The sequence below is a fragment of the Lentzea terrae genome (assembly GCF_003265345.1).
GTDB classification, from domain to species: Bacteria; Actinomycetota; Actinomycetes; order Mycobacteriales; family Pseudonocardiaceae; genus Lentzea; species Lentzea terrae.
In genome coordinates, this window is sequence record NZ_QFWW01000059.1 from 1 (window position 1) to 22387 (window position 22387).

At 69.3% G+C, this 22387-nt stretch carries 28 protein-coding genes and 2 pseudogenes; 8 read left to right on the top strand and 22 right to left on the bottom strand.

From position 1 onward, the window contains the following. Positions 1 to 83: 83 nt before the first annotated feature. From nusB to DI276_RS48340, 3 genes are read right to left on the bottom strand one after another with little or no spacing between them, the layout of a single operon-like run. Positions 84 to 503 carry a transcription antitermination factor NusB gene (nusB, locus tag DI276_RS48330; RefSeq protein WP_112277047.1) on the bottom strand — a complete coding sequence of 140 codons (420 nt, stop codon included), beginning with the start codon at positions 501 to 503 and terminating at the stop codon, positions 84 to 86. Next, on the bottom strand, positions 503 to 1069 hold the full coding sequence (efp, locus tag DI276_RS48335; protein WP_112277049.1) for an elongation factor P: 567 nt from the start codon (positions 1067 to 1069) through the stop codon (positions 503 to 505). Before efp ends, nusB begins: the two co-directional genes overlap by 1 nt. A gap of 31 nt (positions 1070 to 1100) precedes the next feature. Beyond that, positions 1101 to 2177, bottom strand: coding sequence for a M24 family metallopeptidase (locus tag DI276_RS48340; RefSeq protein ID WP_112277051.1), 1077 nt, complete (start codon positions 2175 to 2177; stop codon positions 1101 to 1103). Between the two features lie 35 nt (positions 2178 to 2212). On the opposite strand from DI276_RS48340, the gene DI276_RS48345 reads away from it, so the two are divergent. Beyond that, positions 2213 to 2617: a B-4DMT family transporter gene (locus tag DI276_RS48345; RefSeq protein ID WP_112277053.1), complete on the top strand. Its 405-nt coding sequence runs from the start codon at positions 2213 to 2215 to the stop codon at positions 2615 to 2617. Here DI276_RS48345 and DI276_RS48350 read toward each other — a convergent pair. From DI276_RS48350 to DI276_RS48385, 8 genes and pseudogenes are all read right to left on the bottom strand, one after another. After that, entirely contained in the window at positions 2603 to 2980 is a 378-nt protein-coding gene (locus tag DI276_RS48350; RefSeq protein ID WP_112277055.1) for a VOC family protein, read from the bottom strand. The genes DI276_RS48345 and DI276_RS48350 overlap by 15 nt on opposite strands. Continuing rightward, positions 2981 to 3412, bottom strand: coding sequence for a type II 3-dehydroquinate dehydratase (gene aroQ, locus DI276_RS48355; RefSeq protein WP_112277057.1), 432 nt, complete (start codon positions 3410 to 3412; stop codon positions 2981 to 2983). Beyond that, a complete protein-coding gene (gene aroB, locus DI276_RS48360) occupies positions 3409 to 4467 on the bottom strand; it encodes a 3-dehydroquinate synthase (RefSeq protein WP_408610654.1) in 1059 nt (352 codons plus the stop codon). Before aroB ends, aroQ begins: the two co-directional genes overlap by 4 nt. A 25-nt stretch (positions 4468 to 4492) precedes the next feature. After that, a pseudogene (locus tag DI276_RS48365) lies at positions 4493 to 5018 on the bottom strand (shikimate kinase); the annotation flags it as partial. Continuing rightward, the gene (aroC, locus tag DI276_RS48370; RefSeq protein WP_112277320.1) at positions 5015 to 6214 is read right to left on the bottom strand and encodes a chorismate synthase; all 1200 of its coding nucleotides are present in this window, start codon (positions 6212 to 6214) and stop codon (positions 5015 to 5017) included. The gene aroC and the pseudogene DI276_RS48365, both read right to left, overlap by 4 nt. Positions 6215 to 6227: 13 nt before the next feature. After that, on the bottom strand, positions 6228 to 6680 hold the full coding sequence (locus DI276_RS48375; RefSeq protein ID WP_112277063.1) for a prepilin peptidase: 453 nt from the start codon (positions 6678 to 6680) through the stop codon (positions 6228 to 6230). Positions 6681 to 6874: 194 nt separating this feature from the next. After that, entirely contained in the window at positions 6875 to 7330 is a 456-nt protein-coding gene (locus DI276_RS48380; protein WP_112277065.1) for a PTS sugar transporter subunit IIA, read from the bottom strand. Beyond that, complete coding sequence (locus DI276_RS48385) at positions 7327 to 7563, bottom strand: glucose PTS transporter subunit EIIB (RefSeq protein WP_112277067.1); 237 nt, start codon at positions 7561 to 7563, stop codon at positions 7327 to 7329. The genes DI276_RS48380 and DI276_RS48385 overlap by 4 nt, the downstream gene beginning before the upstream one ends. A 111-nt stretch (positions 7564 to 7674) precedes the next feature. Between DI276_RS48385 and DI276_RS48390 the strand changes: the two genes are divergently transcribed. The 3 genes from DI276_RS48390 to DI276_RS51715 are packed head-to-tail and all read left to right on the top strand — an operon-like array spanning position 7675 to position 10024. Beyond that, complete coding sequence (locus DI276_RS48390) at positions 7675 to 8430, top strand: GntR family transcriptional regulator (protein WP_112277069.1); 756 nt, start codon at positions 7675 to 7677, stop codon at positions 8428 to 8430. Beyond that, entirely contained in the window at positions 8427 to 9719 is a 1293-nt protein-coding gene (locus DI276_RS48395) for a PTS transporter subunit EIIC (protein WP_112277071.1), read from the top strand. The genes DI276_RS48390 and DI276_RS48395 overlap by 4 nt, the downstream gene beginning before the upstream one ends. A 38-nt stretch (positions 9720 to 9757) precedes the next feature. Next, positions 9758 to 10024, top strand: a complete 267-nt coding sequence (locus tag DI276_RS51715) for an HPr family phosphocarrier protein (protein WP_170155338.1) — start codon at positions 9758 to 9760, stop codon at positions 10022 to 10024. Positions 10025 to 10231: 207 nt separating this feature from the next. Here DI276_RS51715 and DI276_RS52880 read toward each other — a convergent pair. Continuing rightward, positions 10232 to 10729 (bottom strand): annotated as a pseudogene (locus DI276_RS52880) (phosphatase PAP2 family protein); the annotation flags it as partial. A gap of 102 nt (positions 10730 to 10831) precedes the next feature. Between DI276_RS52880 and DI276_RS48405 the strand changes: the two are divergent. From DI276_RS48405 to DI276_RS48415, 3 genes are read left to right on the top strand one after another with little or no spacing between them, the layout of a single operon-like run. After that, the gene (locus DI276_RS48405; protein ID WP_112277321.1) at positions 10832 to 11506 is read left to right on the top strand and encodes a response regulator transcription factor; all 675 of its coding nucleotides are present in this window, start codon (positions 10832 to 10834) and stop codon (positions 11504 to 11506) included. Beyond that, positions 11503 to 12849, top strand: coding sequence for a sensor histidine kinase (locus DI276_RS48410; protein ID WP_112277076.1), 1347 nt, complete (start codon positions 11503 to 11505; stop codon positions 12847 to 12849). The genes DI276_RS48405 and DI276_RS48410 overlap by 4 nt, the downstream gene beginning before the upstream one ends. Continuing rightward, on the top strand, positions 12846 to 13238 hold the full coding sequence (locus DI276_RS48415; RefSeq protein ID WP_157985406.1) for a hypothetical protein: 393 nt from the start codon (positions 12846 to 12848) through the stop codon (positions 13236 to 13238). The genes DI276_RS48410 and DI276_RS48415 overlap by 4 nt, the downstream gene beginning before the upstream one ends. On the opposite strand, the gene DI276_RS48420 is transcribed toward DI276_RS48415, so the two are convergent. The 8 genes from DI276_RS48420 to DI276_RS48455 form a co-directional block, all read right to left on the bottom strand. After that, positions 13235 to 13756, bottom strand: a complete 522-nt coding sequence (locus DI276_RS48420; RefSeq protein ID WP_112277322.1) for a DUF6985 domain-containing protein — start codon at positions 13754 to 13756, stop codon at positions 13235 to 13237. The genes DI276_RS48415 and DI276_RS48420 overlap by 4 nt on opposite strands. 252 nt (positions 13757 to 14008) lie before the next feature. Continuing rightward, positions 14009 to 14827 carry a shikimate dehydrogenase gene (locus DI276_RS48425; protein ID WP_232837441.1) on the bottom strand — a complete coding sequence of 273 codons (819 nt, stop codon included), beginning with the start codon at positions 14825 to 14827 and terminating at the stop codon, positions 14009 to 14011. Further along, positions 14827 to 16056, bottom strand: coding sequence for an endolytic transglycosylase MltG (gene mltG, locus DI276_RS48430; RefSeq protein WP_112277082.1), 1230 nt, complete (start codon positions 16054 to 16056; stop codon positions 14827 to 14829). Before mltG ends, DI276_RS48425 begins: the two co-directional genes overlap by 1 nt. Next, positions 16053 to 16541, bottom strand: coding sequence for a Holliday junction resolvase RuvX (ruvX, locus tag DI276_RS48435; protein ID WP_112277084.1), 489 nt, complete (start codon positions 16539 to 16541; stop codon positions 16053 to 16055). The genes mltG and ruvX overlap by 4 nt, the downstream gene beginning before the upstream one ends. After that, positions 16528 to 19197 (bottom strand): alanine--tRNA ligase, encoded by a 2670-nt coding sequence (gene alaS, locus DI276_RS48440; protein ID WP_112277086.1) that lies wholly within the window; start codon positions 19195 to 19197, stop codon positions 16528 to 16530. Before alaS ends, ruvX begins: the two co-directional genes overlap by 14 nt. 61 nt (positions 19198 to 19258) lie before the next feature. Then, on the bottom strand, positions 19259 to 19528 hold the full coding sequence (locus DI276_RS50625) for a hypothetical protein (RefSeq protein WP_030471638.1): 270 nt from the start codon (positions 19526 to 19528) through the stop codon (positions 19259 to 19261). After that, positions 19525 to 19932: a DUF948 domain-containing protein gene (locus DI276_RS48450; RefSeq protein ID WP_112277090.1), complete on the bottom strand. Its 408-nt coding sequence runs from the start codon at positions 19930 to 19932 to the stop codon at positions 19525 to 19527. Before DI276_RS48450 ends, DI276_RS50625 begins: the two co-directional genes overlap by 4 nt. Positions 19933 to 20038: 106 nt before the next feature. Further along, the gene (locus DI276_RS48455; RefSeq protein WP_112277092.1) at positions 20039 to 20533 is read right to left on the bottom strand and encodes a DinB family protein; all 495 of its coding nucleotides are present in this window, start codon (positions 20531 to 20533) and stop codon (positions 20039 to 20041) included. A 162-nt stretch (positions 20534 to 20695) separates the two neighbouring features. Here DI276_RS48455 and DI276_RS48460 point away from each other — a divergent pair, with 162 nt between their 5' ends. After that, the gene (locus DI276_RS48460) at positions 20696 to 21262 is read left to right on the top strand and encodes a GNAT family N-acetyltransferase (RefSeq protein ID WP_157985407.1); all 567 of its coding nucleotides are present in this window, start codon (positions 20696 to 20698) and stop codon (positions 21260 to 21262) included. On the opposite strand, the gene DI276_RS48465 is transcribed toward DI276_RS48460, so the two are convergent. Both DI276_RS48465 and DI276_RS48470 read right to left on the bottom strand, forming a co-directional pair. Next, positions 21259 to 21894 carry a maleylpyruvate isomerase N-terminal domain-containing protein gene (locus tag DI276_RS48465; protein WP_112277096.1) on the bottom strand — a complete coding sequence of 212 codons (636 nt, stop codon included), beginning with the start codon at positions 21892 to 21894 and terminating at the stop codon, positions 21259 to 21261. The two genes, DI276_RS48460 and DI276_RS48465, sit on opposite strands and share 4 nt — an antisense overlap. Positions 21895 to 21934: 40 nt before the next feature. Further along, positions 21935 to 22366 (bottom strand): DUF6346 domain-containing protein, encoded by a 432-nt coding sequence (locus DI276_RS48470; RefSeq protein WP_112277098.1) that lies wholly within the window; start codon positions 22364 to 22366, stop codon positions 21935 to 21937. Between the last annotated feature and the right edge of the window lie 21 nt (positions 22367 to 22387).

Sequence of the window (22387 nt, forward strand, 5' to 3'; positions counted from 1 at the left end):
TCATCGGACAGGGCCAGCGGCACGAGTTTCGGGTTCGGCACCAGCACAATCTAGTGCTGGCGCCGAATTAACGACTCAGGACACTAGAGAACGGCGCGCAGCTGGTCCGCGATGACCGCGATCCGGCCGAGCACACCGTTCACGAACCGCGGCGAGTCGTCCGTGGACAGGCCCTTGGCGAGCTCCACGGCCTCGTCGATCGCCACCGCGTCCGGCACGTCGGCCGCCCACAGCAGCTCGTACAGGCCGATGCGCAGGACCGCGCGGTCGACCGCCGGCATGCGCTGCAGGGTCCAGCCCTCGGCGTGCTCCGAGATGAGGTCGTCGATGCGTGCGCGATGAGCGTTGACGCCCTCGACGAGGGTCACCGTGTAGTCGTTCACCGGAGGAATGTCCGGGGAGCCGACTCGTTCGGCCAGCAGCGTCACCGGGTCGGTGCCCAGCAGGTCGGCTTCGTAGAGGAAGTCGACCGCGCGCTTGCGGGCCTTGCTGCGTGCGCCCATTACTTGTCGCTGACGCGGCCGAGGTAGCGGCCGTCGCGGGTGTCGACCTTGATCTTCTCGCCGGTCGTCACGAACAGCGGGACCTGGATCTCGGCGCCGGTCTCGAGCTTGGCGGGCTTGGTGCCGCCGGTGGAGCGGTCGCCCTGCAGGCCGGGGTCGGTGTGCTCGATGACGAGCTCGACCGACGTCGGGAGCTCGACGAACAGCGGCACGCCCTCGTGCGTGGCGACCATCGCTTCCTGGTTCTCGAGCATGTAGTTCGCGGCGTCACCGACGGTCTCGGTCGGAACCGGGATCTGGTCGTAGGTGTCACCGTCCATGAAGATGAAGTCGGTGCCTTCCTTGTACAGGTAGGTCATGCCGCGCTTGTCCACGGTGGCGGTCTCGACCTTGGTGCCCGCGTTGAAGGTCTTGTCGACGACCTTCCCGGTCAGCACGTGCTTGAGGGTCGTGCGCACGAAGGCGCCACCCTTGCCGGGCTTGACGTGCTGGAACGCGGTGACGGTCCAGAGCTGGCCGTCGAGGTTCAGCACCAGGCCGTTCTTCAGGTCGTTCGTGGTGGCCACGGGGGAATTTCTCCTGTGCTTGGACGGGGTGTCAGACGACCACGAGTTCCTTCGTGGTCAGGGTGAGGAGCTCCGGCCCGCTTTCGCGCACCACGAGGGTGTCCTCGATGCGGACCCCGCCCCGCCCCGACAAGTACACGCCGGGCTCGACGGTGACCGCCATACCGGCCGAAAGTGTACCGTCACCTGCCTTCGACAACGCCGGTGCCTCGTGGATCTCCAGCCCGACCCCGTGCCCGAGGCCGTGCAGGAAGTCCTCGCCGTGCCCGGCCTTCTCGATCACCTCACGGGACGCGTGGTCGACGTCGCTGAGCTTCACCCCCGGCTTGAGCGCACCACGCCCGGCCGCCTGCGACCGCGCGACCAGGTCGTACAGGTCGCGCTGCCAGTCGGCGGGCTTGCCGAGCACCAGCGTGCGGGTCATGTCCGAGTGGTAGCCGTCGACGAGCGCGCCGAAGTCGAGCTTGATGAAGTCGCCCGCGTGCAGGACGGCGTCCGTCGGCGAGTGGTGCGGCACCGCCGAGTTCGCCCCGAACGCGACGATCGACTGGAACGACCTCTCGTCCGCGCCGTGGTCGAGCATGCGACTCTCCAGCTCGCGCGCGACCTCGCGTTCCGTCGTGCCCGCCCGCAGCCCGCCGTGCCCGATCAACGCCGCCAGCGCCCGGTCGGCCGCCGCGCACGCCATCCGCAGCGCCTCGATCTCGATCTCGTCCTTGACCAGCCGCAGCTTCTCCACGAGGCCCGCGGCCTTCGTCAGCTCCGCCTTCTCCGCGGCGCTCGTGAGGGCTTCGAGGCCGTCGACCGTCACGTGGTGGCTCTCGAACCCGAGCCTGCCCTTGGCCTTCCTGGCGAGCGCGAGGTCGCACGGCCGGTCGATGACCCGCTCGAGGTCCGGCACCTGCTTCGCCGACTGCGTGAGATATCGGCCGTCCGTGCAGAACACCGTCTTGTCGTCACTCACCGCGTCGACGAGCACCGCGGCATTCGATCCGGTGAACCCCGTCAGGTACCGGACGTTCAACAGGTTCGTGACGAGCAGCGCGTCCAAGCCGGTGGCCTGGAGCTCCTGGCGCAGTGCGGTGCGACGTGCGGCGTAGGACGACATGTCTCGCAGCGTACGGCCAGTCCTAAGCTGTCCGCATGCGTCCTTGGTTCGTCCGTGCGTTGTGGATGGGGTTGCTCCACGGAGCCGTGCAGACCGGTGTGTCGGCCGTGGCGGTCCGCAGTCCCGAGGCGACCTCGGTGCGTCCCATCGCGATCGGATTGCTCGTGGTGGTCGCCGTGCTCTGGGGCGCGGTCGACCGGCTGCGCGAACTGCCGTCGCCGGGCATGCAGTGGTTCATCGCTTCGCTGATCGCCGGGCCGTTCGCCGGTGCGCTGGGCGTGATCGGGTCGGCGTTGCTGGTCGACCAGACCGGGCAGGAAGCTTTGTGGGTGGCGCTGACGGGTGGGGCGGCCTTCACGGCGTTGCTGGTGCTGGCGCCGGCCGGGCTCGGGTTGCTGCTGGGCGGGTTTCTCGGGTCCAGGGACTCAGCCCGCAACTAGCTCGACCTCGAAGCCGTCCTCGTTCTCCAGGAACGCGGCGTAGTGGTCTTCGCCGCCCGCGTGCGGGTGTTTGTCGGCGAACATCAGGTGCCAGCCGTTGTGCTGGGCCTGTTCGGTGAGGCGGTCGACATCCGCTTTGGTGCCCGCGTGGAGGGCCAGGTGGTTGAGGCCCGCTTTCATTCGATCGTGTGGACCTGTGCACGCCGGGGACTGCTCGACCACGACGTAGGTGCGATCGAGCCGCCACGACACGCCCGCGTCCCAGCGCTGGTGCTCGGCCCAGCCCAGCTCCTGGAAGAGCCACCCGAACGTGGCCTCGGCGCGAGCGAGGTCGGGCACCCACAGCTCGACGTGGTGCAGCACTTACTTCTGCCTGAGCGCCAGCCAGCGCAGCGCGAGCAGGTAGCCCTCCACGCCCAGCCCCACGATCACGCCGCTCGCGACCGCCGAGATGACGCTGTGGTGCCGGAACTCCTCGCGCTGGTGGATGTTCGAGATGTGCACCTCGACCAGGGGCGCCGTGAGCTGGGAGCACGCGTCGCGCACCGCGATCGAGTAGTGCGTCCAGGCGGCGCCGTTCAGCACCACCGGGATCGAGGCGTCGGCGGCCTCGTGCAGCCACCCGATCATCTCGCCTTCGTGGGCGGTCTGGCGGACCTCCACCTCGAAGCCGAGCTCCTTGCCCTCGGCCACGCACATCTCGACGAGGTCGGCGTGCGTGGTGCTGCCGTAGATGAGCGGCTCGCGGGTGCCCAGGCGGTCGAGGTTCGGGCCGTTGAGGACCAGGACCTTCACAGCAGCACCGTCCCCGAGGACTTGGGCTCGGCGGCGACGGCCGAGTAGGCGGCGGCGATCAGGGCCGGGTCCGGGCCCTCCAGGCGGCCCGGCTTGGCCAGGCCGTCGAGGACCACGAAGCGGAGCACGCCCGCCTTGTTCTTCTTGTCGACCTTCATGCCCTCCATCAGCTGCGGGAGGGCGTCCGGGTCGTAGGAGGTCGGCAGGCCGAGCAGTTCCAGGACGCGCTTGTGGCGGTCGGCGGTCTCGTCGTCCAGGCGGCCGGCCAGGCGGGCCAGTTCGGCGGCGAAGACCAGGCCCACGCTGATCGCGGCGCCGTGGCGCCAGCGGTAGCGCTCGCGGCGTTCGATGGCGTGGCCGAGGGTGTGGCCGTAGTTGAGGATCTCGCGCAGGGACGACTCGCGCAGGTCGTTCGAGACGACGTCGGCCTTGATCTGGATCTTGCGGCGGACGAGCTCCGCGAGCACGTCGCCGGTCGGGTCCAGGGCGGCCTGCGGGTCGGCCTCGATGAGGTCGAGGATGACCGGGTCGGCGATGAAACCGCCCTTCACGACCTCGGCCATGCCGGCGATGAGCTCGTTGCGCGGCAACGTCTCCAGCGTCGCGAGGTCGACGAACACGACCTCGGGCTCGTAGAACGTGCCGACGAGGTTCTTGCCCGCATCGGTGTTGATGCCGGTCTTGCCGCCGACCGCGGCGTCGACCATGCCGAGCATGGTGGTCGGGATGTTGACCAGGCGCACGCCGCGCATCCACGTGGAGGCGACGAAGCCGGCGAGGTCCGTGACGGCGCCGCCGCCGAGGCCCACGACCACGTCGGACCGCGACAGGCCGATCTTGCCGAGCACGTCCCAGCAGAAGCCCGCGACGGCCAGGTCCTTGCCGTCCTCGGCGTCGGGCACCTCGACGCGGTGCGCGTCGATCCCCGTCGCCTTCAGCTCGTCGACCAGCACCTCGGCCGTGGCGGCCAGGGGCGGCTGGTGCACGATCGCGACCTTGGCCGTGCCCTCGAGGTGCGCGACGATCTCGCCCAGCAGGCCCCGGCCGATCACCACGAGGTACGGCTTCTCGGCGTTGACCTCGACGGTCAGCGGCTCGGTCATGCTTGCTCTCCCTTGATCACCGCGTCGGTCACCTGTTCCGGATCGAGCGCGTCCGTCAGGACCTCGATCGTCGCGACCTCGCGGTACAGCGGCAGCCGCGCGTCCAGCAGCGCCTTGAACGTGGCGCGCGGGTTCACGCCGGACAGCAGCGGGCGCGCCGACGACAGGCCGGTGCGGCGCACGCCTTCCGCCATGCCCACGTTCAGGAAAACCACGGTGTGCTCACGAAGACGTTCGCGCGTGGCGGCGGACAGCACCGCTCCCCCGCCCAACGCCAGCACGCCCTCGTGTTCCACCAACGCTTTGGCGACGGCTTCTTCTTCCATGGCACGGAAAACGGGCTCGCCGTCGTCGGTGAAGACGTCCGAGATCGGCTTGCCGGCCAGTGCGACGATGTCGTCGTCGACGTCGCGGAACGGCAGGCCCAGGCGCGCGGCCAGCAACTGGCTGATCGTGGTCTTGCCCGCGCCGGGCGGGCCGACCACCACGTACCGAGGGCTCACATGCCCTCCCAACGGGCTTCCAGCGCCTTCAGGTACGCGTGGGCGTTGCGGCGCGTCTCGTCGAGCGAGTCGCCGCCGAACTTCTCCAGCGCGGCCTCGGCGAGCACCAGCGCCACGACCGACTCCAGCACGACACCGGCCCGCGGCACGGCGCAGACGTCCGAACGCTGGTGGATCGCGACGGCCGGCTCACCGGTGCGGACGTCCACAGTGGACAGTGCACGCGGGACGGTCGAGATGGGCTTCATGGCAACGCGCGCACGGAGGATCTCGCCGTTGGTGATGCCGCCTTCGAGGCCGCCGGCGCGGTTCGAGCGGCGGGTGACGCCGACCGGGCCGCTGCCGCGGTCGATCTCGTCGTGCGCCTGCGAACCCCAGCGCTGGGCCGACGTGAAGCCGTCGCCGATCTCCACGCCCTTCATCGCCTGCACGCCCATCAGCGCGGCGGCGAGGCGGGCGTCGAGGCGGCGGTCCCAGTGCACGTGCGAGCCGAGGCCGGGCGGCAACCCGTAGGCGAGCACCTCGATGACGCCGCCGACCGTGTCACCCGCCTCCTTCACGGCCTCGACCTCGGCGACCATCGCGTCGGTGCCGCGCTGGTCGAAGCAGCGCACCGGCGACTCGTCGATCGCGGGCAGGTCGTCGGGGGTGGGCAGCGCGCTGTCCTCGGGCGTCGCGGCCTTGCCGATCGACACCACGTGGCTCAGGATCTGCACGCCCAGCAGCTGCTGCAGGAACTGCCTCGCCACCGCGCCCAGAGCGGTCCTGGCCGCCGTCTCACGGGCGGACGCGCGCTCCAGCACCGGGCGCGCCTCGTCGAAGCCGAACTTCTGCATGCCGGGCAGGTCGGCGTGACCGGGCCGGGGCCGCGTCAGGGCCTCGTTGCGGCCGGTCGGCTTGAGCAGGCTCGGGTCGACGGGGTCCGCGGACATCACGGTCTGCCACTTCGGCCACTCGGAGTTGCCGATGGTGACCGCGATGGGGCCGCCCTGCGTCTTGCCGTGGCGCACGCCGCCGAGAATCTCGACCTCGTCCTGCTCGAAGCCCATGCGCGGGCTTCGGCCGAACCCGAGCCTGCGTCGCCCCAGCTGGGCGACGAGGTCGTCGGTCGTCACCTCGACACCGGCGGGCATGCCCTCCAGGACGGCGACGAGGGCAGGGCCGTGTGACTCTCCAGCGGTGATCCAGCGCAGCACGTTCACAATCCTTTCACAGCGTCGTCAACGCCCAGGTGGCGGCCAGCAAGCCTGGGCCGTGCGGCACTCTTCTGCTGCGCCTGACGGCCGCAACGCCGAGCGTGACCGCACTGGACAGAATCGCCGCAGGTAGCAGCGACGGCAGCGCGAGCGGCGCACCCAACCCGAACGCGAGCTTCACGTCGCCGCCGCCCATCAACGCGGGTCGGAAGCGTCGGACGGCGAGATGAGCGCCACCGAAGATCACCGCGGTGAACGCGGCTTCTCCCAGCCTGTGGAACTCCAGGAGCAGCAGCGCGGCGCCCAGGGGGAGGGTCAGCGCGTCCGGCAACCGGTGGTGCCGCAGGTCGATCAGCGCGAGCACGATGCCGAACCAGGCCAGCAGGTACGACGAGGGTGGTGCGTCCAGGGCGGCGGCGACCGTCCACAACGAACCCAGCACAGACGCGAGCAGGACCGTGGTCATGGCACCACGGTCCTGCTCGGTACGACTCGGGCACAAATCGCGCACCGTCGTGAACGGTCCATTCACGCACGGTCCAACGATGCCCTAGTTCGGGCTGGGAAAACGCCCGAACCGGCGGCACTGCAGGCTCGTGCAGGGGTACCCCCGGCCTGGGATCCCCTCGCAACCCAACCTAGCCAGCACCACCGACAAGATCAGCGAGACCAGTCGAAGAGGGCGTCGTTGGCCGTCACGTCCACGTCCAGCGCGAGGTCACCGAGGACGTCGGCGGAGGCGTCCAGCGCGATCACCGGGCAGATGGGCGCGAACCCGGCCGCCTCGACCTCGGCGGGGTCCCAGGTCACGATCCGCTGACCGGCCAGCACCTGCTCGCCCTTGACCACGTGCAGCTCGAAGCCCTCGCCCTTGCGCTTCACGGTGTCGATGCCCAAATGCACGAGCACGGCCGCACCGTCGCCAGTGGCCACGACGAACGCGTGCGGGTGCAACGTGACGACGGTGCCGTCGACGGGCGAGACCACATCGGACCGGGAACGGACCGGTTCGACGGCCACGCCGGGGCCGACCATCGCCTGCGAGAAGACCGGGTCCGGGACGGCGGAGAGCGCGACCACGCGACCGGCCACGGGGCTGCCGACGCGGAGGCTCACAGGAGGTCCTCGATGTCCGACGCGAGGGTGTCCGCCTCGGGGCCGACGACGACCTGGACGACGTTGCCGGAGCGCATGACTCCGTGTGCTCCCAACGCCTTCAGGGCCTTCTCGTCGACGACGGAACCGTCCTCGAGCTCACACCGCAGGCGGGTGATGCACGGTTCGATCTCGACGATGTTGGACGCGCCGCCCAGCGCGTCGATGATCTTCTGCGCCTTGTCGTCAGCCACGTTCGTACCTCTCGTTCCCGTAACAGCGGTTGACACCCGCTCAGTGTGCGGAGCATTCTCCCGCACCAACTGGTCTAGACCGGAAAGTACCACTAGCGAGGAGGTGAGCGAGTGCACGAGATCGTGGACGGGCCCAAGCCCAAGCACGCGCAGCTCCGCGAGATCCTGCGCAGGCTCGCCGAGCACGACCTCGCGCCCGGCTCGCCCATCCCGTCCGAGCGCGACCTCGCCGAGCGGTACGGAGTGTCCCGCATCACAGTGCGGGCCGCAGTCGGCCAGCTGGTCGCCGAAGGCCTGCTGACCAGGGCGAAAGGACGCGGGACGTTCACCGCACGGCGGCGCTACGACCTGCAGGTCCTGCTCAACTCGTTCACCTCGGAGATGCACGCGCGGGGGCTCGAACCCAGCACCGAGGTGATCAGCTGCGGTCAGGACGCGCCCGGCTCGAAGGCCTCGCTGGGCCTCGAGCCGGACGAGTACGCCTATCGCGTCGTGCGGCTGCGCAAGGCCGACGGGGCACCGCTGGCGCTCGAAGCCGGCTGGTACAGCCCGCACCTGCTGCCCGAGCTCGACCGGTGCGACCTGACCGGGTCCATCTACGAGCTCATCGCGGCGAAGTACGGGATTCAGCTCGACCACGCGCGGCAGACCGTGTGGGCCGAGACCGCCGACGCGGAGACCGCGAAGGCGCTCGACGTCCGCAAGGGCAGCCCGCTGCTCGTGTTCAGAAGGGTCGCCAGCTCGGCTGGGCGGCCGTGTGAAGACGTGACTTCCTGGTACCGGGGCGATCTCTACCAGGTGACCATGCAACTGGACCGGACCGTCCCGGGGACCGGACCGAACTCCGCCAAGGGAGGTACCCGATGAGCACCGACGCCGCACAGACAGGTGGTCGTGAGATCAAGGGCCTCGCCACGTTGCAACGCTTCGGTCGCAGCCTCATGCTGCCGATCGCCGTGCTGCCCGCGGCAGGTCTTCTGCTCCGCTTCGGTCAAGACGACATGCTGGGCAAGGACGGCCTCGGCTGGAACGAAGTCGCCGCGGTGATCGGCGCGGCGGGCGACGCGCTGTTCAGCAACCTCGCCCTGCTGTTCGCGGTCGGCATCGCCGTCGGGTTCGCCCGGCGCGGTGACGGTTCCACGGCGCTCGCCGGCGTCGTCGGTTACGTCGTGCTGACGAGCGTCTTCAAGGCCATGTCGCCGCTGGTCCTCGACCAGCCGACGGACCCTGCCGCGAAGCCCGTGCTGATCAACTACGGGGTGCTCGGCGGTATCGTCGTCGGTATCACGACGGCACTGCTGTGGCAGCGGTACCACCGCATCAAGCTGCCTCCGTACCTGGCGTTCTTCGGTGGCCGCCGGTTCGTGCCGATCATCGTCGCCGGTGTCATGGTGATCTTCGGTGTCGTGCTCGGCCTCGTGTACCCGTGGTTCAACGCGGGCATCACCGCGGTCGGCGAGTGGGTCACCGGCAGCACGGTCATCGGCGCGTTCATCTACGGCACGGTCAACCGCCTGCTGATCCCGCTCGGCCTGCACCACATCCTCAACAACGTCGTGTGGTTCCAGTTCGGCACCTACAACGACAAGACCGGTGACATCCCGCGCTTCCTCGCGGGTGACCCGACGGCCGGCACGTTCCAGACCGGCTTCTTCCCGATCCTGATGTTCGCCCTGCCGGCCGCCGCGCTCGCGATCGTGCACACGGCACGGCCGAACCAGCGCAAGATCATCGGCGGCATCATGGGCTCCGCCGCGCTCACCGCGTTCATCACCGGTGTGACGGAGCCGCTGGAGTTCGCGTTCATGTTCGTGGCGTGGCCGCTCTACCTGATCCACGCGGTGCTGACCGGTACCTCGCTCGCGATCTCGAACGCGCTGGGTGCGCACGACGGCTTCTCGTTCTCGGCCGGTGCGATCGACTTCATCCTGAACTGGAACATCGCGACCAAGCCGTGGCTGCTGCTCATTCTCGGCGCGATCTACGCGGTGATCTACTACGCCCTGTTCCGCTTCGTCATCACCAAGTGGAACCTGAAGACGCCGGGACGTGAGGACGACGAGTCCCCCGAGGCCGATGAGAGCATCGTCGGCAGCGGACGGGACGAGGCGAGCACCACGCGGACCGACGTGCGCAAGCCCAAGACCGACAAGTAAGCACCACAGCTCGAAGAGCTCTACCGAGAGGATCCATCATGGCCGAGCGACGGGTCACCGTGGCCAGCAAGGTCGGACTGCACGCCCGGCCTGCCGCATTGCTGGCGAAGGCCGCCGCCGACCAGCCGGTGACGGTCACCATCCGCAAGGACGGCGGCGAAGCCGTGGACGCGGCGAGTGTGCTGGGTCTGATGACCCTCGGCGCTATGCACGGTGACGAGGTGGTGCTCAGCGCCGACGGGGACGGAGCGGACGCCGCTCTGGACGCCATCGCCGAACTGATCGCCACCGACCACGACGAGTGATTCCGGTCGTGAGTGGTCATGGCCTCCCCGATCGCCATAGCCCGGTTTTCGGGAACCACTCACGGCCCACCCGAAGTGCAGCACGACGCCCGCAGTGACCACGCCGGAGAGAGTCGACGGCGTGGCCTGCGGGTACGTCACCATCAGCCACACCCCACCGGCCGCCAGCGCGGGCGGCACGACCAGCCCCGCGGTCCACCGGAACAGCACCAGGAACGCGATCGTCGAGACCAGCAGCGCCGCGCCGAGCGTGTCGCTGAACCGGTGCCAGCCGAGCGACACCGTCTCCGCGGCCACCGCACCGGCCCCGATCGCACCGGGCACCGCGACCCAGAGGGCGAACCGCTTCGGCACCGCCATGGTCACCGCGATCACCGACGCCACCGCGGCCGTGGTGTGTCCACTCGGGAAGCTGTTGTGCACCAGCACCGCGTCCTCGTCCAGTTCGGGCCGCACCAGCACGTAGAGCTTCAGCACCTGCGCGAGCAACACCGACCCGCCGAGCACCAGCAGCGGTGGAAACGCCTTCTTGCGCGCTATCAGGATCACGAGCAGCGCGGCGAAGATGATCGCCATGTCCACGTTGGACGCCCACGAACGCTGCAGTGACAGCTCGGGCAACGCGGCGTTCTCCGCCTTCTGCCCGAACGAGGTCCACACCAGCGCGAAGTACGTGAAGAGGAATCCCACCAAGCTTCCGACCATGCTGACGAGACTCCGCTGGTCGATCTACGGGAGCGTCCACGCGATGTCATGGTTCCGCTACAGAACCGGCACAGGTCCCGTCACACGCCGATAATGGATCTCGTGGCGATGGTGTTGCTGGTCGAGGACGACCCGTCTGTGCGTGAAGGGCTCGGGCTGGCGCTGCGCCGCCAGGGACACGACGTCCGGGCAGCGGGAACGGGCGAGGAGGGCGTGGAGCGGCTGCGCGAGTCCCGTCCCGACATCGTGGTTCTGGACATCATGCTGCCGGGCATCGACGGCTTCGAGACGTGCCGCCGGATGCGCGTGCAGGCCGAGGTGCCGATCATCATGCTCACCGCTCGCGGCGACGACTTCGACGTGGTCGCCGGTCTTGAGGCGGGCGCGGACGACTACGTGGTGAAGCCGGTCGAACCGCGCGTCCTGGAGGCCAGGATCCGCGCGGTGCTGCGGCGCACCGTCTCCGAACCGTCCAGTGTGGAGCGACACGGTTCGCTGCTGATCGACCGCGCGGGCCTGCAGGTGCTGAAGAACGACGTGAAGGTCGCGCTGACGCCCACCGAGCTCAAGCTGGTGCTCGAACTGTCCCGCACGCCGGGCCGCGTGCTGACCCGCCAGCAGATCCTCGAGGCCGTCTGGGAGCACGACTACCTGGGCGACTCGCGGCTCGTCGACGCCTGTGTCCAGCGGTTGCGCGCCAAGATCGAGGACGTGCCCTCCGAACCTCGCTACGTCCACACGGTGCGCGGCTTCGGCTATCGCTTCGGCCCGCGATGAGGTCGCTGCACCGCGGGCTCCGGCCCCGGCTGATGGCCGCGTTCCTGCTGCTGACCCTGCTGGGCGCGGTGGCGGCGGCGGGTGCCTCCTACGCGACCGCCCGCAACCTGTTGCTGGAGGACGCCCAGAACGGCTTCATGAACCCGCTGGTGGACGACGTCCGCTCCTACGCGACCCGGCTGCGGGTGCCGCCCACGCAACAGGACCTCGACGACTTCCAGTCCTCCCTGCGCAGCCCGACGGTCGTGGTCTTCGGCGACCTGCGTTCCCGCAACGGGCCTGATCCCAGAGCCACGCCCGCCGAGCTGCGCGAGGCGATGAAGTCGAGCAAGACGATCATCTGGCAACGCCGCACGGACGCCGTCGAACCGAGTGTGATCATCGGCATCCCGCTGCTGCGCGCCGACGGCACCGCCACCGGTGTCGAGGTGTGGGCGTGGGGCAACCTGGGCGGACCGCAGCGCGCCATCGACAGCTTCGCGACCGCCGCCTGGGTGGGCGTGAGCCTGGTGCTGCCGCTCGCGCTCGGGCTGGCGTTGTTCACGGCTCGGGGTGTGTTGCGACCGGTGCGCCGGCTGGGGACCGCAGCTCGCGCGCTCGGTTCCGGCCGCCTCGACACGCGGGTCGACGAACGGGGCTCCGACGAGCTCTCCGACCTGGCCCGCACGTTCAACCGGGCCGCGGCGCAGCTGGAGGCCTCGCAGGCCGCGTCCCGCCGGTTCGTGGCCGACGTGTCGCACGAGCTCCGCACACCGCTGACGGCCATGAGCGCGGTGACCGCGGTGCTGGACGAGGACGCCGACTCCCTTCCCGAGGACACCGCGGTGGCGGCACGTCTGGTGTCCTCCGAGACGCGCAAGCTCACCCGGCTGGTCAACGACCTGATGGAGATCTCGCGCTTCGACGAGGGCCGCAACCTCCTGGAGCTCGACGAATGGGACATCAGCACCGCGGTTCGAGACTCTCTCGCCGCACGCGGGTGGACCTCATCGGTGGAGGCCTCGCTGCCCGACGGCATCACGGGCCGGGTCGACCGCCGCCGGCTGGACGTGATCGTCGCCAACCTCGTCGGCAACGCGCTGAAGCACGGCGGCGCTCCCGTGCGGGTGGCCGTGCGGCCTGGTGTCATCGAGGTGTCCGACCACGGCCCCGGCATCCCGGCGGATGCCCTCCCCCACATCTTCGACCGCTTCTACAAGGCAGACACGGCCCGCGCCCGTTCCGAGGGCAGCGGACTGGGATTGGCGATCGCATGGGAGAACGCGCGCCTGCACGGCGGCAGCATCGAAGCGGCCAACGCGCCCTCGGGAGGCGCGGTCTTCACCTTGCGCTTGCCCTGGTGATGCTGGCGGGCTGCGGTATCCGGCCGACGCCCGTGCTGAGCGGCGCGGCGGCCCCGACCGTCTCCTCGCACGAGCTCACCATCTACCTGCTGACGGAGTCCCGGAACGAGCTGGTGCGGCGGACCCGGACCTACACCGGCAACGTCGACACCGCCACCGCCATCAACCTGCTGGTGCGGGGACCGGACGAGGAGGAGCGCAAGCTCGGGCTGACGACCGAGGTGCCGGCCACGACTTCGGCGGTGTACTCGCCGGTGTCGAACCTGATCGTGCTGCCCGACGACATGGGTCCGTTGTCGAAGATGGCGCAGTTTCAGCTGTACTGCACGGCGGTCGCGAGCCGGGCGAAGGTGGAGAACGTGCCGCTGTTGGGCATCAACTGCCCTTAACGCACGTAGACGACGTCCCGGAGGTCGTCGCGCGCGTACGCCGATGCATTGGTCAGATGACCGTCGAACGGGCCGACCTTCGTGATGCGCGCGCCGTCACGAAACACGATCTGCAAGCCGTGCTCCGGTTCCCACGCGCACTCGCACTCGACGGAGACGTAGACGGGCTCGCCGTCGTCGTCGCGTTGGACGCTGACCTCATGACGGTCGAACCGCACGTGGTTCCAGACCTCGCCGGGGCTCGCGATGGCCGGGAAGTCGTCCAGGTCGTCGCCGAACTCGTCCGCCATGTCCCGGTAGTACTCGAAAACCGCCGGACTCGCGTCCTCCAGCACCGTGCGGTCCAGGGCGAGGAACGTGCGGATCGCGGCGTGGAAGTCTTCCGGCGCCGGGTCGTCCGCGTAACCGTCGACCGCGAACGGCAGCGCCGCGTTGCCGAACACCGGTACGGGAATCGGCGCGCTGACGAGGCTGCCGTACTCGTCCTCGGTCACGGCCCCAAGCCCAGGAATCTCCACGCGGTGAGCATAGGGAAGGCGGGACGCACCGGCGGCCGTGGTGCTGCCGGTCAACCCCAGCGCCCGTGCGGAGTCCCCCGGCGGACACACCCGTGCGTCCCGCCCACCGGCACCCCTCGAGGCAGGGACGCCGGCATGCGATGACCCCGGAACGATCGGCATTCGTCCGGAGTCAAACGAGTCATGTCCAGGCAATCACACGACCCCGCACACCGGTGTTCCACAGCGCCGGAAGTGGACGAAAGTTGCGAACTACGAGCGTGCGGCCAGCTCGGCGGTCAAGGCGGCGCGCATGACGTCCCGCGGCGCCGGCTGACCGGTGAACTGCTCCACCTGACCGAACGCCTGGTGCAGCAACATGTCCAGGCCGGTGGCGAGCCGCGACCCGGACTCCTCGACGGCAGCGGCGACCGGCGTGGGCCACGGATGGTAGATCACGTCCAGCACGTACGGCGCCCGAGCCAGCGCGGAGGCCAGCGGCACCGTCGCCTCGGCGGGCACCGTCGACACCACGACGTCCGACGCGGCGGCCAGCGTCGCCAGGTCCACAGCGGACAGAGCGAGCACCTCGACCGCGACCCCGACGCGCGCCGCGGTCGCGACGGCCTCGGCGGCACGGGAAGGATCCCGCACCACAAGGGAAACCGAGGAGATCCCCAGCGAGGCGAACCCAGCGAGCACAGCGGTGGCCGTGCCGCCCGCGCCGATGACGACGCCGGCGGACCCGCCCGAGAAACCCTTCTCCCGCAACGCTCCCACCACACCGTCCACGTCGGTGCAGTCGGCGTGCCAGCCGGAATCGGTGCGCACCAACGTGTTCGCTGCACCGACCGCCGCGGCGCGCTCGGTGACCGACGAAGCGACGGCCAGGGCCGCGCGCTTCGTCGGCATCGTGCACGAGAGGCCGACCCACTCCGGTCCCAAGGAGGACACCAGCGCGGAAACCTCGGACTCGGCGCATTCCAGGCGCGTGTACTCCCAGTCGAGGCCCAGCGCGGCATAGGCGGCGTTGTGCAGCACCGGGGAAAGCGAGTGCTCGATCGGCGAACCGATCACTGCGGCACGACGCACTAGTAAATGCCGTCCTTCTGGGCCTTCTGGTCGTTCGCGTTGTGCTCGTCGAACGTCGTCGCGAAGCACGACGTGCCGTCCTTCTGGCACTTCACGAAGTACATGATGTCGCCGCCCTCCGGCTTCAGCGCCGCCGTCACGGCCTGCTGCGACGGCGAGCCGATCGGGGTGGGGGGCAGGCCCTGGCTGATGTACGTGTTGTACGGACCCGGCCGGTTGCGGTCCGCGTCCGACGTGCGGATGTGGGGCTGGTTGTTCTTGTAGTTGATGGTCGAGTCGAACTGCAGCGCCATCGGCTTCTTCAGGCGGTTGTAGATCACCTGGGAGACCTTGCTGAAGTCCTTCTCGATGGCTTCCTTCTCGATCAGCGAGGCGATGATCAGGACCTCGTACGGCCGGAAGCCGGTGTTCACGGTGCCGCCGGGGATGCCGGCACCCGCCAGCTTCTGCGCCGACGCCACGATCACGCTGCGGATCAGCTCGACCGCGGACACACCGGGCTTGACCTGGTAGACACCGCGCATGATCAGGCCTTCGAGGCGGTACTGGGGGTCGGCGCGCTTCACGTCGGCGATCGCCCAGTCCGGGACGCCGAGGGCGACCGGGTCGGTCTGCTCGGCCGCGGCCTTGATCTCGTCGACGGTCAGGCACTTCTTGGTGCCGTCCTTCTCCGTGCAGCTCGCGTCGGCCAGCTGGGAGTAGATGCCCTTGACGACCTTGTCGCCCACCTTGATGTCGGTGAGCTTGAGGCCGCCGACGATCTGCACGGCCGGGACGCGGGTCTTCGGGTCGACCATGCGGGCCACCGCCTGCTGGCCCGACATCTTCGTCTTCATCAGGTAGAAGCCGGGCTGGATCGACGTCACGCGGCCGTCGGTCTTGCTGGGCTCGGTGAAGGCGCGGGCGGAGGCGATGACGCCGTTGTCGTAGAGGGTCGACGCGATCTTGCTGACCACGTCACCGTCCTGGACCTCGACGATGACGTCGGTCTCGCCGCTGCCCGCGAAGTCGTCGTACGAACCGATGCCGCGCAGCTCCAGATAGCCGTAGTAGGCGCCGCCAGCGCCCGCGGCGAGCACCAGCGCCACGACGAGCCAGAGGATCGTCTTCTTGCGCCTCTTCGCCTTCGCGCGGGCCTTCTCGCGCTCACGGTCGCGTTTGAGCGGGCGTCGCTCGCGCGCGCGTTCGTCCACGTCGGGGTCGGTGAACAACCCGAGATCGTCGCTCACACCTCGTCCTTTCGGGCGGCCACAAAGCGTGCCCGTGCGTCCAGCCAAGACTGCAGGATCTCGACAGCGGCGGCCTGGTCGACCACGGCACGCTGCTTCTTGCCCTTCACACCGCGTTGCGCCAGCACCCGGCTCACCACGACCGTCGTCAGCCGTTCGTCGCTGAGCCGGACCGGCACCGGGGCGACCCGTCCGGCCAAGGCGGCAGCGTACGCGGTCGCCGCCTGGGCTGCCGGTCCGTGACGCCCCGCCAGTGTTTTCGGCAGGCCGACCACGACTTCGACGACGTCATGCTCGGCCACGAGACGTACGAGCTCGGTGAGGTCCGAGCCGCCCTTCTCGTCACGCTGGAGAGTAACCAGCGGAGTCGCCAAAAACGCACCCGGATCGCTGAGAGAAATTCCCACTCGAACTGATCCGACGTCGACGCCGAGCCTCCTGCCGAGGCCCGGATCGTCGACGCCGGCGACATCAGCGCTGCTCAAGCACCTTGTCCAGTTCGTTGGTGAGGGCCGTGATGGCCTCGGGAACACCGGCGGGGTTGGTGCCGCCGCCCTGGGCCAGGTCCGGCTTGCCGCCACCGCGGGCGGCGATGGCCGGGCCGAACACCGGGACCAGCTTGCCGGCGGCCAGGCCCAGGTCGCGGGCGGCGGCCGTGGTGGCGACCACGAAGCTCACCTTGTCGCCGTCGACCGAGAACAGGGCCACCACACCGGGCTTGTTGCCCAGGCGGTTGCGGACCTCGCCACCGAGCGTGCGCAGGTCGTTGCCCGACACGCCCTCCAGACCGAGGGCCACCAGCGACAGCCCGCGCACGTCGAGAGCCTGGTCGGCGAGCGACCCGGCGTTGCCGAGCAGCTGGGCGGCGCGGACCTTCTCGAGCTCCTTCTCAGCGACCTTCAGCCGCTCGACCAGGGACTCGATCCGCTCCGGCAGGCCCTCCGAACCGACCTTCAGCATGTCGGAGAGGTTCTGCACGATGGCGCGTTCCTTGGCCAGGAACCGCATGGCCTCGATGCCGACGTAGGCCTCGAGCCGGCGCACGCCGGAACCGACCGAAGACTCACCCAGCAGGGTGATCGGGCCGATCTGCGACGAGTGCTCGACGTGCGTGCCACCGCACAGCTCACGCGACCACGGGCCACCGATCTCGATGACGCGCACGGTCTCGTCGTAGGTCTCGCCGAACAGGGCGACGGCACCCATGTCCTGGGCACCGGCCATGTCGGTGTAGACGATGCTGACCGGCAGGTCCTTGCGCACGGCGAGGTTCGAGACCTCTTCGATCTCGCTCTTGGCCTCGGCGGACAGACCGCCGGTCCAGGCGAAGTCGAGCCGCAGGTAGCCGGGCTTGTTGTAGGAACCGCTCTGCAGGGCCGACGGGCCGAGCACCTGGCGCAGGGCGGCGTGCACGACGTGCGTGCCCGAGTGGCCCTGGCGGGCGCCGACGCGCCACTCCGGGTCGACGCGGGCCTCGACGTGCTCGCCCTCGCTGATCTCGCCGTTCACGACGCGCACCTGGTGCACCCACAGCTTGCGGGCGACCTTCTGCACGTCGAGCACCTCGAGCTCGGCGCTGCCCGTGACGATCGTGCCGGCGTCGGACTCCTGGCCACCGGACTCGGCGTAGAGCGGCGTGCGGTCGAGAACGACCTCGACGATGTCGCCTTCCTTGGCGGACTTGACGCGAGCGCCGTTCAGCACGATGCCGCGCAGCGTGGCCTCGGAGGCGAGCTCGCTGTAGCCGGTGAACTCGGTCGGGCCCTGCTCCAGCAGCTCCCGGTACACGGTCTGGTCGCCGTGGCCGGTCTTCTTGCCGGCGGCGTCGGCCTTGGCGCGGGCGCGCTGCTCGGCCATCAGCTTCCGGAAGCCGTCCTCGTCGACGCTCAGGCCGGCCTCGGAGGCCATCTCCAGCGTCAGGTCGATCGGGAAGCCGTACGTGTCGTGCAACTGGAAGGCGCGGTCACCGGGCAGCGTGGCCCGGCCGTCGGCCTTCACCTCGGCGGCGGCGTTCTCGAAGATCCGCGAACCGGCGTCGAGCGTGCGCAGGAACGTGTCCTCCTCGGCCTTGAGCACCTGCTGGATGCGGGCGAACCCGCTGACCAGCTCGGGGTAGGCCGGGCCCATGGCGTCGCGGACGACCTCGGCGAACTGCACCAGCACCGGCTCCGTCACGCCCAGCAGGCGGGCGGAGCGGACGATGCGGCGCAGCAGGCGGCGCAGCACGTAGCCGCGGGCCTCGTTGCCGGGGGTGACACCGTCGCCGACCAGCATGACGCCGGAACGAGCGTGGTCGGCGATCACGCGGAAACGGACGTCGTCCTTCTCGTCAGCGCCGTACTTGCGGCCGGAGAGCTCCTCGGCCTTGTTGATGACGGCGCGCACGAGGTCGGTCTCGTAGACGTTGTCGACGCCCTGGAGCAGGTAGGCGACGCGCTCGACGCCCATGCCGGTGTCGATGTTCTTGGCGGGCAGGGACCCGATCGGCTTGTGGCCCTCCTTGGGGCTCAGCTCGCCTCGGACGTCCTGCATGAAGACCAGGTTCCAGATCTCCAGGTAGCGGTCCTCGTCGACGACGGGGCCGCCCTCCTTGCCGTAGGCGGGGCCGCGGTCGAAGTAGATCTCCGAGCAGGGGCCACCGGGGCCGGGCACGCCCATGTCCCAGTAGTTGTCCTTGCCGTCGCGGCGCTGGATGCGCTCGAGCGGCAGCCCGGCGACCTTCTGCCACAGCTCGATGGCCTCGTCGTCGTCCTGGTAGACGGTGACCCAGATGCGCTCGGGGTCGAAGCCGTAGCCGCCGTCGTCCTGCGAGCCGGTGACCAGCTCCCAGGCGAACCGGATGGCGTCTTCCTTGAAGTAGTCGCCGATCGAGAAGTTGCCGGCCATCTGGAAGAACGTGAGGTGACGCGTCGTCTTGCCGACCTCGTCGATGTCCGGCGTGCGCACGCACTTCTGGATGCTCGTCATCCGCGGGGCCGGCGGCGGGGCCTCGCCGAGGAAGTACGGCTTGAACGGCACCATGCCGGCGTTGACGAACAGCAGGTTCGGGTCGTCGAGCAGCAGCGACGAGGACGGGATGTACTTGTGCCCGTTGCGCTCGAAGTGCTCGCGGAAACGCTTGATGATCTCGTGGGTCTGCACGGGAAGTTCCTTGCTATGTACTGGGAGTTGTCAGGGCGCGCTGATGAGGCGAACGGTGCTCTTAGTGCTTTCCGTTCGCCCTGGGCGCTCGACGCCCCGGCGTGAAGCCCGTCTGACGTTCCACGGTCTCCTGCAACTCCTGTTCCCGTTCGGCCATGCCCGCGCGCACCTCGGCCCCGAAGGAACCGATGGCGCCGGCGAGCTCACGCAGGCCTTCACCCACGTTAGCGCCGATACCGGCGGGAGTCGCCTGCTTTGTGACCTCGGCGGCCTTCTTGGCGACGAAGAGGCCCGCCGCCGCGCCCAGCCCGAACCAGAAGAGACGGCTCATTTCGCACCTCGCCTGCTGGGCCTGCGCTTGGCGTGCTTGTTCGGCTGCTCGGCGGCCTTGCGGCGGGCCTTCACGGCCTTGCTCACGCCGTAGGACAGCGCGGCGGCCTTGACCAGCGGCCCGCCGAGCGTGGCGGTGAAGAGGCTGGTGAGCGCGGAGACGTTGCCCGTGACGGCACGCGCGTTGGCCGTGATGCCGTCGACGCGCTCCAGCTGCGTGTTTACGTGCGTCAGCGTCGTGTTGGCCTCGGTGAACAACGGGTCGCTGTTCTCGTGCGCCTTGCGCATCGCGATCGTGGCCTCGTCGAAGAACCGCGCAGCCTTGACCGCCACGATCGCCAGCACGATGACGAGCAGCACGAACGCACCGGCGGCGACCAGCGCTGCGATCTGCCCTGGCGACACGGATCCTCCTGGTGACCGGCGTGGTGGCTTGATTGCCGGTGAGATTACCGGGTGGGTCCGACACCCAAATGAGCGGCACAGCGATTGATCTTCAGTTAGTTGATCTTCAGCGACCGGTGACGCCGTCGATCTGCTCCCGCAGGATGTCCGCGTGGCCCGCGTGCCGTGCGGTCTCTGTGGTCATGTGGGCGAGGATCCAGCGCAGCGTCATCCAGTTGCCGTCGATCGGGATCTTCATCAGCGCGTCCGGGTCGGCGGCGGTTTCGATGGCGCGGTCGCTGTCGTCGATCGCCGCGCGGTACGCCCCGATCACGTCGTCCGCACGGAGATCGGCGGGCACGGCCATGTCGAGCTCGTCCTCTTCGGACCAGTCGTTGCCGCCGAGGTGGTGGTCGAACCAGAGCCGCTCGGCCTCGGTGAGGTGCTGGATCAGGCCCAGGATGGACGTGCCGCTCGGCACCATCGGGCGGCGCAGCTGGTCCTCGGTCAGACCGGCCGCCTTCTTCAGCACGCAGTGGCGCTGGAACTTGAGGAACGCGTGCGCGACGTCGAGCTCGCCCGCGGTGACGCGCGGCACCGGTTCACGCTGGGTCTCCACCATGCCACGAACGTACCGAGGACCTTGGTTCGACCAAATGAAACGGACCACTCATTGACTCGGGCTTGTCACAGCCTGTGAAATACCCGTCACAGAGGGCTTGACACCGGCGGCTCTGCGCAGATGAAGTAAGGCAACCCTAAGTTGATCCGTGCAGGAGGCCCTGTGAAGCCGGTATCGCACCTGGACTCCTACCGGAAGCACGCCACGGCAGGCGCCCCGCCGATCCCGGAGCTCACGCACCCGTGGGAAGCCCGCGTCGCGCGGTCGGACGGCTACGACCTGCACCTCGTCCACCGCTGGCACCAGGCGCCGCACGTGGCTGCCTTCGCACGCCGGGCCTGGACGCTGCCGCAGTGGAAGACGCAGCTGGACCGGGACGACGTCCGCACGTTGCTGATCAGCTGGCACGGCCGCCCGGTGATCCACGCGGAGGTGTACCGGGCGGCGCGCAACGTCGTCGGGTCGAGCTACCAGGCGCGGCCGCACGACCTCGGGCTGACCGTGGCGGTCGGCGAGCTGGCGATGACCGACCAGGGACTCGTGCGGTCGCTGCTCCCCCGGCTCACCGACGCGCTGTTCGAGGCCGACCCGCACTGCACGCGGATCGTGCTGGATCCGGACGTGCGCAACACGCGCGCCATCAGGTCGTTCGAGGCCGGCGGGTTCGTGGCCGCGGACGAGATCATGCTGCCGGGGAAGGTCGCACTGCTGATGGTGTGCAAACGCTAGAACGCGGTGATGTCTTGCGGTGCGCGCTCTTTGCGGCTGAGCGCGCGCACGACGTCGATGGCCTTGTGACGGTTGAGCGACATGCGGGTCAGCAGGTCGATCACCGTCTCGTTGACGTGGCGCGGGAACTCCGGCGTGTCGAGGCCGACGCTCACGGCCAGGTCGTCGGAGTGCACGACGAACTCCATCAGTCGGGTGACCAGGTACTGGTCCAGCGACACCGCCCACGGACCCCAGTGCGGCATCCGGACGGGCCGGTTGTCCTGACCGGGCAACGTCTTCGCGAGCTCGTCCAGCGTCTGCTCGAACCGGTCGCACAACGCGGCCTGGCCTTCCGCCGCGAGCTTCTCACCGCCCGCGCGGATGCGGGTGTGGAACTCAGAGTCGACGTCCAGCTCCGTCCAGTTCGCGCGCGCGTAGTGCTCCATCAGGGAGACGACCGGCTCGTCGCCCACGGGTGCGGCGATCATCGACGGGAGCGGCAGCGCCTGGTAACCGATGTGGCCGGCGAGACCGCTGACGCCGAACTCAGGCAGCGCGCTCGGCTCGTCCCAGTTCTCGGCGACCTGCGGGTGGCGCAGGAGGTCCAGCGCGATGCGGGCGGTGGTCAGGAAGTCGTCTCTGATCGTCACTTCGCCGAACCTACGCGATATTTGGCGCAGACAAAGAGAATTAGGCCTTCCTGCGGCTCAGCGCCCACAGCATGACCGCCATCAGCACGATCCAGCCGATGACGGTCCCGGCGAGCGCCAGCCCCGCCAGGTTCGGACAGCGCCTGTAGTCGTCGTCGGCCACCAGGTCCCGGCCGCGGTGGACGGTGCTGACGGGAACCGGTTTCCCGATGTCGTCCGGGGTGAGGAAGCCGCGGGACTCCATGGTGCGCGGCGGTCCGCCGCGTTCACTCACGTCGACCTGGCAGATGTACCAGGCCTTGAAGCCACCGGTCAGCGTGATCGGGTCCTGCCGCTCGCACGACTTCGCGACCCCGAGCAGGATCTCGTTCTTCACCGCACCGTCGCCGACCTCGATCTGGTCCCCGAGGTGAGTCCACACCGTTGCCGCGGTCAGATAGCCGAGCGGCGGCATGACGAAGAGGACGAACATTCGATCAGCCAGCCGAAGCCC

Coding starts and splice junctions, on each gene's coding strand:
- DI276_RS48395 (WP_112277071.1), top strand. CDS start 8,427: ATGAGCACCGACGCCGCACAGACAGGTGGTCGTGAGATCAAGGGCCTC.
- DI276_RS48375 (WP_112277063.1), bottom strand. CDS start 6,680: ATGACCACGGTCCTGCTCGCGTCTGTGCTGGGTTCGTTGTGGACGGTC.
- DI276_RS48455 (WP_112277092.1), bottom strand. CDS start 20,533: ATGGTGGAGACCCAGCGTGAACCGGTGCCGCGCGTCACCGCGGGCGAG.
- nusB (WP_112277047.1), bottom strand. CDS start 503: ATGGGCGCACGCAGCAAGGCCCGCAAGCGCGCGGTCGACTTCCTCTAC.
- DI276_RS48340 (WP_112277051.1), bottom strand. CDS start 2,177: ATGTCGTCCTACGCCGCACGTCGCACCGCACTGCGCCAGGAGCTCCAG.
- DI276_RS51715 (WP_170155338.1), top strand. CDS start 9,758: ATGGCCGAGCGACGGGTCACCGTGGCCAGCAAGGTCGGACTGCACGCC.
- DI276_RS48410 (WP_112277076.1), top strand. CDS start 11,503: ATGAGGTCGCTGCACCGCGGGCTCCGGCCCCGGCTGATGGCCGCGTTC.
- DI276_RS48470 (WP_112277098.1), bottom strand. CDS start 22,366: ATGTTCGTCCTCTTCGTCATGCCGCCGCTCGGCTATCTGACCGCGGCA.
- DI276_RS50625 (WP_030471638.1), bottom strand. CDS start 19,528: ATGAGCCGTCTCTTCTGGTTCGGGCTGGGCGCGGCGGCGGGCCTCTTC.
- DI276_RS48345 (WP_112277053.1), top strand. CDS start 2,213: ATGCGTCCTTGGTTCGTCCGTGCGTTGTGGATGGGGTTGCTCCACGGA.